Origin of the sequence: Burkholderia sp. AU16482 (assembly GCF_002223285.1) — a bacterium.
In the GTDB taxonomy this organism is placed as follows: Bacteria; Pseudomonadota; Gammaproteobacteria; order Burkholderiales; family Burkholderiaceae; genus Burkholderia; species Burkholderia semiarida.
In genome coordinates this window covers 830,985-843,732 of the sequence record NZ_NKEY01000006.1, presented here as the reverse complement: position 1 = coordinate 843,732, position 12,748 = coordinate 830,985, and the positions used below count along the sequence as shown (strand labels likewise).

Here is a 12,748-nt window from a genome sequence, read left to right as displayed (position 1 = left end):
GGACGTGACACATGGGTGTCGGCAATGCCCTATCCCCTGGGGTGTTTCATTTCCTCGGCCTCCACCGCGGCGAGCCGTTCTTCGCTGGCGGAAACAGATCCCATGGCTTCGTCGATCGATGCCAATGCAAACTCGCATGCCAGTCTCGTTTCTTCAACGGTGGGCTCCGGCTTCTCATCGTCGTTCGGCGGAGGCGCAAGCATGTCGCCGAGCATCATTGCCAGTTCCTGGGTATCCCATTGCTCGCCCCTTTGCTCCTTCCTCTTGATGTAATGCCGGATTTCCGCGTCTTGCTCCGGCGAGAGCGGGAGATGTCGAAACGTGTTGCTTGGGCTGGCGTCAATCATGATGTTGCTCCTGAATTTGAAATCGGCTTGCTCGAGCTGCCCCCGGTTACGCGTGCAGCCGCGGAATAACAAGGGCGACCGAACAGAGGCCTATTTGCCGCAGCGCGGAACTTGAATTCCGTCGATGCGCCCTAAAAGCTCGTCCACCTGGAGCTCGAGGATCCTGTTTCGATTGGATTGCTTGCGGAGTTTGTTGAGCCTGATCCGCCAATACGAAGGATCACTTACGGACGATTTGTTGACGAAGGCGTGTTGGGCTTGTTCAAGCAGCCCGATCGATCGCCTGATATGTACCAATTCGCGCTCCACATCGCAGTACCAGCTCATGTTCGCCGCCTTTGATTAATATTTGCATCTTGAATCGATGCCCAGCGAGAACACCAGGGTTCGCTCGAACGGCGGCACGGGAGCCGGTTCCGACGGATGCATGCCGCACGGCACCGCGGGTCGAAGAGACGGAAATACCGTGCGCAAGCCAGGGGTGCGGCCCAGGCTGGAAGGGGGAGCCATCGATACGCATGCGGCTCGGATGAAACCATCATACGCGTATCGCCGGACAGGCAACCACTTTATTTCGGCTGGCCGCGACGAGTGCGGATGCGCGCCTCGTCATCCGCGTCACCCCGCCCCAACCGTTCCGTGTATAGTGGGCTTCCCCTTATGGAGCAACCAACATGCCAACCTATCCGTTTCTTCTCTATAAGGGGTACGAACTTCATCCCCTTGTCTTCTCCTGCACGTTCCATCGCTTTGACAGGCATTCCCGTTACGCCGAAGGGTATGACATCGCCGTGCGCATATGTCGCCCGGCCTCGATGGCAAGCGCGCCTTCAAGCCGTGTTTTCCGACTGAACCAGCCCCACACATTCTCCGACTTTGGAGTGGCGAGGCGGGCGGCCCGGCAGCAAGGCAAGGACATCGTCGACGGGAAGGTGAACGGCGCGTCAGTTGTCGATCTATGAAAGCGCCGTCCGTCGGTATCGGCCGTGCACATCGACCGGGACGGAATGCCTCATTACCATGTGCTGCGTGCGTGCCGCGAGCCGACGAGTGTGCCGAATGCCGAGCGTCGTGTTCGCGCCGCGAAGCAAGCCGTCTCGTGCACCTGTCGACGGTAACAACCTCCGTGCACCCGCTTCGATCGCGAACGACGCATGCCCGCCATCCTGAACGACCGATGGTCCGTCAATGCCGAACGTCAATCCCGTTGGAATCGGCCGACGGAAGTGGGTCGGGAGGCAACGCCCACGAATACCGATGAAGACACATTTCCGATCGCGACAATGAGAATCTTGCGCTTCGCCCCAATGCTGACGCTCGTCGCCTCCCCCGTCGTTCACGCTGCCGACAGCCAGTCTTGCAGCGACGCAGTCGTCGCAGCCGTCGCCCGCTGGGCCGGTGTCGCGAGCGCGCGCATCGCCACGCGCGACGCGGACCGGCTCGTCGTCGCATCGTCATGCAAGGCGACGCCGAACGCGCCGGAAACGACGATCGCCGCCGTCGCGTTCGATTCGCTGCCGAAGAGCAAGAATCCGAACGAAAGCCAAAAACTGCAGGTGGTCGCGCTCGTCGAAGGCGGCAAGGTCGTGGCGGCCGATCGATCGGTGGTCGAAGAGGATGCGGCAACGGAAATCGGCGAGAACAGCTACCGCATCGACACGGCGCCCTACCGGCTCTCGCCCGACGTACGGGCGTTCGGCGTCGTGTTTACCAGCAGCGCACGCGGGCCAAGTTGCCCCGACGCGAATGCGAGCGAAGAGCTGACGCTGTGGATTCGTGAAGGCAACCGAATCCGCCCGGTGTTCGGCACCAACCTCTACGGATGGATCAGCGTCGAAGGCGATGCCTGCGGCCCTGGCGTCGGCGATGCGCGCAGTGAAGAGGCCCGTATGACGATCGCCGTCGAGAAAACATCTAGCCACGGCTTTGCCGACCTGTCGATCACGGCGCACATCACGACGACGCAGCGCAAGAACGGTGATTACTCGGATACGGGCAAGCGCACGGTGCGCACGGTCGTCCACTACGACGGCAAGTCCTATGGAATCGACATGTTCCGGAACTTCTGGTATTCGCCCGCCGCAATGAAGCGCTTCCAGTAAGACCGCAGTGAATCGCGGCGCTACCCCACCTACTCCACCACCTTCGCCCCGATCGCGTCGGTCGGCGCCGGCATCCGCAACGCGTCATCCCGCACACGCCGCGCCTCGCGCGCCGTATAGCGATCCTTCAGCCGCAGGAACGGTTTTTCGACGAGGAAGTAGCTGGCGGTCGCGGCAATCAGTGCCCACACGATACCAAGCGGAAACCCATGCGGCACGGGCAGATGCGGGTTCGCGAACGGCTGCTGCCACAGATAAAGACTGAACGAGATCGTACCCACGAACACGACCGGCCGCGTACGCAACCACCGCGCACACCAGAACTCGCCGCGAAAATTCAGCACGACGATCACGATCGCGATCAGCGCGGCTTCGAGCGTCACGCCGTACGTCGCATTCCAGAAGCCGCCGAGCCGGTGCTCGGCGAGCGGCATGCCGATCAGCACGACGAAGACGAGCGCCGTCACGATGTGCGCCTCGCCGCGCCACGAGCCGATCCACGCTTCGAGCCGTTCGCGGTTGAGCGACGCATAGCAGCCGATCAGGATCGGATCGACACCCGTGTGCAGCATCATCCCGAGCTGCCCGCGCAGCGCCGGCGCAACGAAATACGTGATGGTGCGCACCAGCGGCACGACCAGGATCAGCGCGGCCAGCCAGCGCGTGCCGGCGCGGCGGATGCCGAGCACGAACAGCAACGGCCAGAACCAGTAGAACTGCTCCTCGAGCGCGAGCGACCAGAAATGGCCGAGATACCACGCGCCGTCGGGGTGCAGCGCGTTGTCGCCGGTCAGCCCGAACCACGCCGAGTAATTCCACAGGTGCAGCGCCGCATAGAGCCACTGCCGACGATCGACGTCGACCCCGCCGGCGAACGCGACGATCGCAACGACTGCGAGATACACGTAGCAGGCCGGCCAGATCCGCAGCGCCCGGCGCACGTAGAACGACGTCAGCGCGATCCCGCCCGTGCGCGCGAACTCGGCGCGCAGCACGTTGGTGATCAGGAAACCGCTCAGCACGAAGAAGATCAGCACGCCGAGCCGGCCGTCGGCGATCAGCCGCAACGGCGCGTACCAGCCCGTATAGCCGCCGGGCAGCACATGCTCGGCGTGACCGACGACGACCATCGCGACCGCGACGGCGCGCAACCCGGTCAACTGCGTGACGCGATGGTTCATCGGCTGGTTTCCGTTGGCACGGTAAAGGAACAGGAATCGGCCGGCGCCCGACCGGCCCGCCGACATGTCGCCGGGATTTTGTATGAAAAATATCGGAATGAAATTGCTTCAAAAATCCGCGTGGCACATGCCGCCGACGAGGCGACGCCGCGCCACGGCGCGCCCACGCCCTGCGCGACGAATGGGCATAATGACAAGCCTTGTCCGGCGGCGGCCGGTCCGATGCCTACGCAACGAATTTTGCGGCGCAGCAACATCCGCTCGACCGTACCCGTCCGCACATCGGCCCGCGCCTCGTCCGCCTCCTGTCGACCTCACCGGAGCCTGTCTGTGTACCCACCGATCGAACCCTACGCCCACGGCCATCTCGACACCGGCGACGGCCACCGCATCTACTGGGAACGCTGCGGCAACCCGGCCGGCAAGCCCGCCGTGTTCCTGCACGGCGGCCCCGGCGCCGGCTGCGGCCCGGACCACCGCCGCCTGTTCGATCCCGAGCGCTACGACATCCTGCTGTTCGACCAGCGCGGCTGCGGGCGCTCGACGCCGCATGCGAGCCTCGAGAACAACACGACGTGGGATCTGGTCGCCGATATCGAACGCCTGCGCGAAATGGTCGGCGCCGAACAATGGCTGGTGTTCGGCGGCTCGTGGGGCAGCGCGCTGGCGATCGCGTACGCGGAGACCCACCCCGAACGCGTGAGCGCGCTGATCGTGCGCGGCATCTTCACGATGCGTCGTGCGGAACTGCTGTGGTACTACCAGGAAGGCGCGTCGTGGCTGTTTCCCGATCACTGGGAAGACTTCCTCGCACCGATTCCGGAAGCCGAGCGCGGCGATCTGATGGCCGCCTACCATCGCCGGCTGACCGGCGACGACGAAGCCGCGAAACTCGAAGCCGCGCGCGCGTGGAGCATCTGGGAAGGCCGGACGATCACGCTGCTGCCCGATCCCGCGCTCGCCGCGCATTTCGGGGACGGCCACTATGCGCTCGCGTTCGCGCGGATCGAAAACCACTACTTCGTGAACAAGGGTTTCGTCGAGGAAGGCCAGTTGCTGCGCGACGCGCATCGGCTCGCCGGCATTCCGGGCGTGATCGTGCAGGGCCGCTATGACATCGCGACCCCGGCCCGCACCGCGTGGGAGTTGTCGAAGGCGTGGCCGGATGCGACGTTCGAGATCGTGCCCGGCGCGGGGCATGCGTACAACGAGCCGGGGATTCTGGAGGCGCTCGTCGCGGCGACGGACCGGTTCGCTGCGTGATCGACGGAATGCGGCGCGTGTCTCCGTGCCTACGGGCACGCTTACGCGCCGCCGGTCACAACGCGGCTTCGACGATCGTCCGGCCGCTGATCGCCCGTTCGACGAGTTGTTCGTCGCCGACCTTGCGGATCGCATCGTCGAGCAGCCCTTCCGGTTCCTCGGTCGCCACCTTCAGCAAGCCCGATAGCCCGCGCGCATCGAGCACCACCAACGTTTCCATCGAATCCGCGCGGCTCACGAGCACGCGCCGAAACGCCGGGCCCGCGCCGAAGCTCGCACAAAGCTCGATCGTCTCGTTGCCGAGCGTGTAGTCGAAGTGCTTGATCATGTCCGCCGCCGTTGCATGGAAATGGCGACGCGCGACGGCGCGGCGCCGTGATGTCGACGCACCCGCGCGTGCCGCCGGCGCGCCGGACCTGAGTTCGGACCGTTCGCCAGCATCACCATGCTAGGCGTGCAGTATTAAAGAAGACTTAAAGGGTGCGAGCCCCGCCCGGCAGTACCGTCAAGCCGCATCGAGCGGCTCGACCGTCACGCCGACCTTCAGCTCCTGATCCGCGCCGCCGCCGCGGATCACGCCGCGCAGCGGCGTCACGTCGGCATAATCGCGGCCGACCGACAGCATCACGTAGTCGTCGCCGGGCGCACGATCGTTGGTCGGATCGAGTTGCAGCCAGCCACCATCCTCGGGCCACGCCGGATCGTACACGTCGACCCACGCATGCGACGCGTCGGCGCCGATCAGCCGCGGCTGCCCGGGCGGCGGCTGCGTGAGCAGGTAACCGCTGACGTAACGCGCGGCCAGCCCGAGCGAGCGCAGCGCGCCGATCATCACGTGCGCGAAATCCTGGCACACGCCCTTGCGCAACCGCAGCGCGTCGAGTGCCGACGTCGTGATGTCGGTGCTGTTCGGCGTGTACGCGAAATCGGCATGCACACGCCGCATCAGATCCCACGCCGCCTGCACGAGCGGCCGTTGCGGCGTGAAGCTCGCGGCCGCGTATGCGGCGAGTTCGGGGTCGCACGCCACGTGCGGCGACGCGAACACGAACTCGCTCGCCGGGTCGTAAGGCTGCCCCGCGCGGAACCGCAAGCGGTCGCGCACGGCCTCCCATGCGGTGGCGTGCGCGGCGTCCGGATTCGCGATCGACGGCGGCGGCTCGCCGCGGGCGCCAAGCGACCACATCGGCGGCGTCACGCGCACCGTGCTGCGGCTGCGCACGAGCAGCGCGTCGTGCGGCTGGTTCAGTGCGAACGACGCACGCGCGTTGCCGAACGCGTCGATCTCGGTGCAGACCGATTCCGGCGCGGGCTCGATGTCGAGCGAGAACGACAGCATCTGCTGGCGCGGCGTCGCGAGCGGTTGCAGGCGAGCCTGGTGCTGCGCGGATTCGACACGCGCCGCGTAGCGGTATTCGGTGTCGTGCGTGACGCGCAGCAACCGGCCCGGCGCGACGGCGGCCGGAGCCTCGGCCGCTGCCTGCCGTGCATGGCCGGCACCGGATGGCGTTTTCGGTGCGCCTTTCATCATCACCATAGCGTCCTGCCCGCCTCGCGCACGTGGCTGAAATAGCGCTCGCCGATCCGGTTCGACAGTTCCCACACCGCCTTCACCGTCGTGTCGAGCGCGGCGAGCAGCTTGTCGTGCCGGCCGCCTTCGGCGGTCTCGCACAGCTCGTGGAGCGACCACGCGGGTATGTCCGGAACCGTCTCGGCCAGCTCGGACAGCGCGTAGCCTTCGCTGCGCTCGACCTTCGTCAGCCGGCCGCGCAGCGCCTGCACGACCCAGCCGAGCGAGCGCGGATTGTCGGTATCGAGCACGACGAGCGACAGCAGCGGCGCGACGTCGAAGCCGCGCTGGAACCGCGAACGGAACGTGATCGTGCTGTCGAACAGTTCCAGCACGAGTTCGAAGCCGTCCTGCCGATGCACGGCCCCTTCGTCGAACGCGAACTTCAGCACGCTGCACAGGAAGTCGAGCCGGTCGATCTGCCGGCCGATCGACAGCAATCGCCAGCCGTCGTCGCGCGTCATGTTGTCGGTCTGCGCGCCGGTGATCGCGCCGAGCAGCAGCCCGAGGCGCTCCAGCAACTGCAGCGCGTCGTTGCCGATCTGCTCCTCGGCTTCCGGCTGCCCTGCGCTGTCCGCGAACAGTTGGGTCGCGTCGTCGATCAGCCGCCACTGATCGCTCGACAGCCGTTCGCGGATCGCGGCCGCCGCGCCGCGCATGCCAAACAGGCACGACGCGATGCCCGACGTGCGATCGGCGCCGCGCGTGAGCGACGTCGCCAGCGCGTACTGAAATGCCTGCGGCGCATCGACCGCGTGCGGCGCGTCGGCCGCGACCAGCCCGGTGTCGCGGCACAGCGTGTCGATCAGTTCCAGATGCGCGGGGCTGTCGACGTCGTCTTCGCCGCGCAGCCGTTCGAGCGCGGCGCGCGCGAGGCGCATCAGGTTGGTCGCGCGCTCGGTGTAGCGGCCGAGCCAGAACAGGTTCTCGGCCGCGCGGCTCGCGATCGCGCGCGGCCGCTCGACGAGATCGTCGGGGCCGAGGTGCGTCTGCAGCAGCGTCGTCGAATCGACGATGCCTTCGGTCATCACCCACGTATCGACAGTGCTGCCGCCGCGCGGCATCGGCGCGTTGAACAGTGCGTCGCGCGTGCCGACCCGCGACAGCCCGCCCGGCAGGAGCCGCCAGCGCCGCGCGCCGTCCGCAAGCGCGAACACGCGCAGCAGCAGCGGCTTCGGCACGATCCGTGCACTGCCGTTGCCGTCGGGCGCGTCGGGCCGCGGCCAGGTCGGCGCCTGCGACAGCGGCAGGTCGGCCTGCACCGTATAGTGTTCGGGCCGCGCGAGAATCCGCGCGCGCCATTCCGCCAGTTGCGCCTGCGTGAGCCGCGCGCCGATCACCGGTTCGAACGCCCCGCCTTCCTGCACGTCGGGCGGATAGGATGCCTTGACGATGCTGCGCGCGAGCTGCGGCAGCGCGTCGTCGCACGCGGCCGCCTCGCCGCACCACCACGAATGCACGGCCGGCAGCGTCAGCGTTTCGCCGAGCAGCGCTTCCGCGAGACGCGGCATGAAGCCGAGCATCGCCGGCGATTCGAGGAAACCCGAGCCCGGCGCGTTCGCGAGCAGCACGTTGCCCGCGCGCACGGCCTGCAACAGCCCCGGCACGCCGAGCATCGAATCGGGCCGCAGTTCGAGCGGATCGAGCCACGCATCGTCGACGCGCCGCAGGATGCCATGCACCGGCTCGAGCCCGCTGAGCGTCTTCAGGAATACGCGATTGTCGCGTGCGGTCAGGTCGCCGCCTTCCACGAGCGTGAGGCCGAGATAGCGCGCGAGATACGCATGCTCGAAATAGGTCGCGCTGTGCGGCCCCGGCGTCAGCAGCACGATCCGCGAATTCTTCGCGGCGGGGCTGAGCGACTGCATGCTTTGCAGCAGCGCGCGATACGCGGATGCGAGGCGCTGCACGCGCAGCCCACGAAACCCGCGCGGAAAGAGCCGCGACACGATCAGCCGGTTTTCGAGCAGGTAGCCGAGCCCGGCCGCGCCCTGCGTGTGCTGCGCGACGATCCGCCATTGGCCGTCGGGGCCGCGCGCGAGATCGAACGCGACGACGTGCAGCCACGTATCGCCCGGCACGCGTGCGCCGCGCATCGCGCGCAGATAGCCCGGATGGCCGGTGACGAGCGCGGGCGGCAGCAGCCCGCGTTGCAGGATCGTCTGCGGCCCGTACAGGTCGGCCAGCGTCGCGTTGAGCAGCCGCACGCGCTGCAGCACGCCGCGCTCGATCCCGACCCAATCCTCCGGTGTGACGATCAGTGGCAGCAGGTCGAGCGACCACGGGCCGACCGCGCCGTCGCCGGCGCGCTGCTCGTGCAACTGGTAGAACAGGCCGTTCTCGCGCATGCGCCGGTGCAGTGCATCGGCGCGGCGGTCGAGGTCGGCCACGCCGTCGCTGCCGATCGACGTGAAGAAACTGCGCCATGCGGGCGCAAGCGCGGGCGCGTGCAGGCCGGCCGCGCTGCCGCGCAGTTCGTCGTAACGGCCGGCGGCGGCCGGCGCCGCGAGCGCGGCGGCCAGTTCGGCGGCGTCCGGCTGGGCGCCGGTATCGAAAAGCGTGGGCATCGCGTCGAGGGCGGCGAGATGATCGAGGTCAATGGGCGGCACGATGTCGTTCCGTCGTCAGGGTGCGGCCGCGCACGCGCGCCGCCAGTCGGGCGGCAAGCCGCAGCGCGGAACCGCAATCTGCCCGCATCCTAGCACTCCGGGGGCGTCGCGACCGACCGGCGGGCCCGGAGGTCGCGATCCGCGCATCGTCGTCCTCCCTGTCATCGATCGATCACGGCCGCCGCAAGTCGAGCGTGAACGGAAATTCGCGGCTCGGCGCGGCAGCCGCGACCTCCATCCGCCCCGGCGTGTGGCCGATCTCGACGAAGCGCGCGAGCCGGCGGCTCTCGGCTTCGTATGCATTGATCGGGAACGTCGCGTAGTTGCGCCCGCCCGGATGCGCGACGTGATACCGGCAGCCGCCGAGCGAGCGCTGCAGCCACGTATCGACGATGTCGAACGTGAGCGGCGCGTGCACGCCGATGGTCGGATGCAGCGCCGACGGCGGCGCCCATGCCTTGTAGCGCACGCCCGCCACGTATTCGCCGACGGTGCCGGTCGGCTGCAGCGGCAGCGCGCGGCCGTTGACGGTCACGACGTGCCGGTTGTCGTTCAGCCCCGTCACGCGCACTTCGAGCCGTTCGACCGACGAATCGACGTAGCGCACCGTGCCGCCGGGCGCGCCCTCCTCGCCCATCACGTGCCACGGTTCCAGCGCGCCGCGCAGCGACAGCTGCATCCCGTTCACCGCGATCTGCCCGAACAGCGGAAAACGGAATTCGAAGTGCGGCGCGAACCACGCCGGATCGAACGCGAAGCCGGCGTCGCGCAGCTCGGCCAGCACGTCGTCGAAATCCATCCGAAGAAATTCCGGCAACATGAAGCGGTCGTGCAGCGCGGTACCCCAGCGCGTGAGCGGCGTCGTATACGGCGCGGCCCAGAAGCGCGCGACCAGCGCGCGCAGCAGCAGTTGCTGCACGATGCTCATCCGCGCATGCGGCGGCATCTCGAACGCACGCAGTTCGAGCAGGCCGAGCCGGCCGGTGGACGAATCGGGCGAATACAGCTTGTCGATGCAGAACTCGCTGCGGTGCGTGTTGCCCGTCACGTCGATCAGCAGGTTGCGCAGCACGCGATCGACGAGCCACGGCGGCATGTCCTGCCCGAACAGCAGCTTGTTGCGCTGGATTTCCGCGAACGCGATGTCGAGCTCGTAGAGCTGGTCGTTGCGCGCCTCGTCGACGCGCGGCGCCTGGCTCGTCGGCCCGATGAAGAGCCCCGAGAACAGGTACGACAGCGACGGATGGTTGTGCCAGTACGCGATCAGGCTCGCGAGCAGGTCCGGGCGGCGCAGGAACGGGCTGTCGGCCGGCGTCGCGCCGCCGAGCACGAAGTGGTTGCCGCCGCCCGTGCCGACGTGCCGCCCGTCGACCATGAACTTCTCGCTGCACAGCCGCGACTGCCACGCGGCGTCGTACAGGAATTCGGTGTGGTCGACGAGTTCGTCGAAGCTCGCGGCCGGATGGATGTTCACCTCGATCACGCCCGGATCGGGTGTCACCTGCAGCAGCTTCAGCCGTGCGTCGCGCGGCGGCGGATAGCCTTCGAGCACGAGTTTCACGCCGAGCGTGTGCGCGGTCAGCTCGATCGCGCCGAGCAGGTCGAGATAATCCTCGAGCGCGGCGAGCGGCGGCATGAACAGATACAGAATGCCGTTGCGCACTTCGACGCACAGCGCGGTGCGCGTGATCCACGCGGCCGATTCGAAACGCTCGGGCCGGCGATGCGGGTCCACGGCGCCCGCACGCACACTCGCGGCCGCGCCGTCGTCGCGCCACTGCATCACGGTCGGCGCGGACGCTTCGCGATGCACGCCGGCCAGATAGCGCGGCGCGTCGGCCGGGCCCGCATAGCGGGCGCGCATGGCGGCAGCGGCCGGCAGCGCGTCGCGCGGCGCGAACGGATCGCGCTCGACGAGGTACGGATAGTCGGCGCGGGCCGTCCACGGCAGCGAGTCGAGCGGCAGTCGATAGCCCATCGGCGAATCGCCCGGCACGAGGTACATCCGCTCGTCGCGGAAGAACCACGGCCCCGTCTGCCAGCGCGGCCCGTCGAGGCCCGGCGTGTCATCCACCCGCTTCACCGGCAGCACGTAGCCGACCACGCTGTCGAGCTGCTGCTCGAACACCTTGCGCAGCCGCGCGCGCTCGAGTTCGTCGTCGAGGCGCGCGTCGAACGGATCGACGTTGACGGGCAGCCGGCGCTCGCGCCACAGGTAGTACCAGACGTCCTCGTAGCCGGGCCGGATGAATTCGCCGCTCAGGTTCAGCCGCGCGGCGAGCGCATCGATGAAGCGCTTCGCGTCGTCGGTGGTATACGCGGACGGCTCGCGCTCGTCGGCGAACAGCGACGGATCGTGCCACACGGGCTGACCGTCCGCGCGCCAGAAGATCGACAGCGCCCAGCGCGGTAGTTGCTCGCCCGGGTACCACTTGCCCTGCCCGAAATGCAGGAAGCCGCCGTCGCCGTATTCGGCGCGCAGCCGCTGCACGAGTTCGGTCGCGTAGCCGCGCTTGGTCGGGCCGAGCGCATCGGTGTTCCACTCGGCGCCGTCGCGATCGTCGATCGACACGAAGGTCGGCTCGCCGCCCTGCGTGAGCCGCACGTCGCCGGCGGCCAGCGCGCCGTCGACCTGCGTGCCGAGCGCCAGCACGGCATCCCACTGCGATTCCGTATACGGCTTGGTCACGCGCGGCGATTCGTACACGCGCGTCACGCTCATCTCGTGCTCGAACGACACCTCGCATTCGTCGATCAGCCCTTCGACCGGCGCCGCGCTCGTCGGCTGCGGCGTACACGCGAGCGGAATATGCCCTTCCCCGGCGAGCAGGCCCGACGTCGGATCGAAGCCGATCCAGCCGGCGCCCGGCAGATAGACCTCGCACCACGCGTGCAAATCGGTGAAATCGACCGACGTGCCGCTCGGGCCGTCGAGCGATTTGACGTCCGGCGTGAGCTGGATCAGGTAGCCCGACACGAAGCGCGCGGCGATGCCGAGATGGCGGCACAGCTGCACGAGCAACCACGCGCTGTCGCGGCACGAACCGGACGCGAGCTCGAGCGTCTGCGCGGGCGTCTGCACGCCGGGCTCCATCCGCACGAGATAGCCGATGTCGCGCTGAAGCTGCTGGTTCAGCGCGACGAGGAAGTTCACGGTGCCGGCCGGCGTGCGGTCCACACCGTCGAGATACGCGCGAAACAGCGGCGCGGCGCTCGTCTGCGGATCGCACGCGAGATACGGCGCGAGCTCGGTCTTCAGCGCGTCGTCATAGCTGAACGGATATTGCTCCGCGCTCGCTTCGAGGAAAAAGTCGAACGGGTTGTACACCGACATCTCGGCGACGAGATCGATGGTGATCTCGAAGTGCTCAGTGCGCTCCGGAAACACGAGGCGCGCCAGATAGTTCGAGAACGGGTCCTGCTGCCAGTTGATGAAGTGCTGCGCGGGCTCGACCGTCATCGAATACGCGAGGATCGGTGTCCGGCAATGCGGCGCGGGCCGCAGCCGCACGACCTGCGGGCCGAGGTTGACGAGCCGGTCGTAGCGATAGCGGGTGGTGTGATGCAGCGCGACGTGGATGGACATGGGAGCTCGGGTCGGGTTGGGCCGGCCGCGCACGCCGCGTCGCTGTCGACGCGGCGGCCCGGCATGGCGGATTCGGCGAAAGCGCGCCGC

Annotated in this window: 10 protein-coding genes; 3 read left to right on the top strand and 7 right to left on the bottom strand. The window is 67.8% G+C overall.

What is annotated here, in order from left to right:
• Positions 1-29 precede the first annotated feature (29 nt).
• Together CFB35_RS21185 and CFB35_RS21180 are read right to left on the bottom strand one after the other, a co-directional pair.
• Positions 30-347: a hypothetical protein gene (locus CFB35_RS21185; protein ID WP_060311113.1), complete on the bottom strand. Its 318-nt coding sequence runs from the start codon at positions 345-347 to the stop codon at positions 30-32.
• Positions 348-437: 90 nt separating this feature from the next.
• Complete coding sequence (locus CFB35_RS21180; RefSeq protein WP_059582368.1) at positions 438-674, bottom strand: hypothetical protein; 237 nt, start codon at positions 672-674, stop codon at positions 438-440.
• A 347-nt stretch (positions 675-1,021) separates the two neighbouring features.
• Here CFB35_RS21180 and CFB35_RS21175 point away from each other — a divergent pair, with 347 nt between their 5' ends.
• Both CFB35_RS21175 and CFB35_RS21170 read left to right on the top strand, forming a co-directional pair.
• Positions 1,022-1,309, top strand: a complete 288-nt coding sequence (locus tag CFB35_RS21175; RefSeq protein ID WP_081066423.1) for a hypothetical protein — start codon at positions 1,022-1,024, stop codon at positions 1,307-1,309.
• A gap of 321 nt (positions 1,310-1,630) precedes the next feature.
• Positions 1,631-2,449: a hypothetical protein gene (locus tag CFB35_RS21170; RefSeq protein ID WP_059582371.1), complete on the top strand. Its 819-nt coding sequence runs from the start codon at positions 1,631-1,633 to the stop codon at positions 2,447-2,449.
• A 29-nt stretch (positions 2,450-2,478) separates the two neighbouring features.
• Here the strand turns inward: CFB35_RS21170 and CFB35_RS21165 are convergent, their stop codons facing one another.
• Positions 2,479-3,630 (bottom strand): acyltransferase, encoded by a 1,152-nt coding sequence (locus CFB35_RS21165; protein WP_059583066.1) that lies wholly within the window; start codon positions 3,628-3,630, stop codon positions 2,479-2,481.
• A 330-nt stretch (positions 3,631-3,960) separates the two neighbouring features.
• Between CFB35_RS21165 and pip the strand changes: the two genes are divergently transcribed.
• Positions 3,961-4,893 carry a prolyl aminopeptidase gene (gene pip, locus CFB35_RS21160; protein ID WP_059582373.1) on the top strand — a complete coding sequence of 311 codons (933 nt, stop codon included), beginning with the start codon at positions 3,961-3,963 and terminating at the stop codon, positions 4,891-4,893.
• 55 nt (positions 4,894-4,948) lie between these two features.
• Here pip and CFB35_RS21155 read toward each other — a convergent pair whose 3' ends face one another.
• The 4 genes from CFB35_RS21155 to CFB35_RS21140 all read right to left on the bottom strand — a co-directional run bounded on the left by CFB35_RS21155 (position 4,949) and on the right by CFB35_RS21140 (position 12,658).
• Positions 4,949-5,221, bottom strand: coding sequence for a hypothetical protein (locus tag CFB35_RS21155; protein WP_059582375.1), 273 nt, complete (start codon positions 5,219-5,221; stop codon positions 4,949-4,951).
• A gap of 177 nt (positions 5,222-5,398) precedes the next feature.
• Positions 5,399-6,430 (bottom strand): transglutaminase family protein, encoded by a 1,032-nt coding sequence (locus CFB35_RS21150; protein WP_059582378.1) that lies wholly within the window; start codon positions 6,428-6,430, stop codon positions 5,399-5,401.
• Entirely contained in the window at positions 6,424-9,030 is a 2,607-nt protein-coding gene (locus CFB35_RS21145; RefSeq protein WP_059582381.1) for a circularly permuted type 2 ATP-grasp protein, read from the bottom strand. Before CFB35_RS21145 ends, CFB35_RS21150 begins: the two co-directional genes overlap by 7 nt.
• 214 nt (positions 9,031-9,244) lie before the next feature.
• The gene (locus CFB35_RS21140; protein WP_059582383.1) at positions 9,245-12,658 is read right to left on the bottom strand and encodes a DUF2126 domain-containing protein; all 3,414 of its coding nucleotides are present in this window, start codon (positions 12,656-12,658) and stop codon (positions 9,245-9,247) included.
• Positions 12,659-12,748 lie beyond the last annotated feature (90 nt).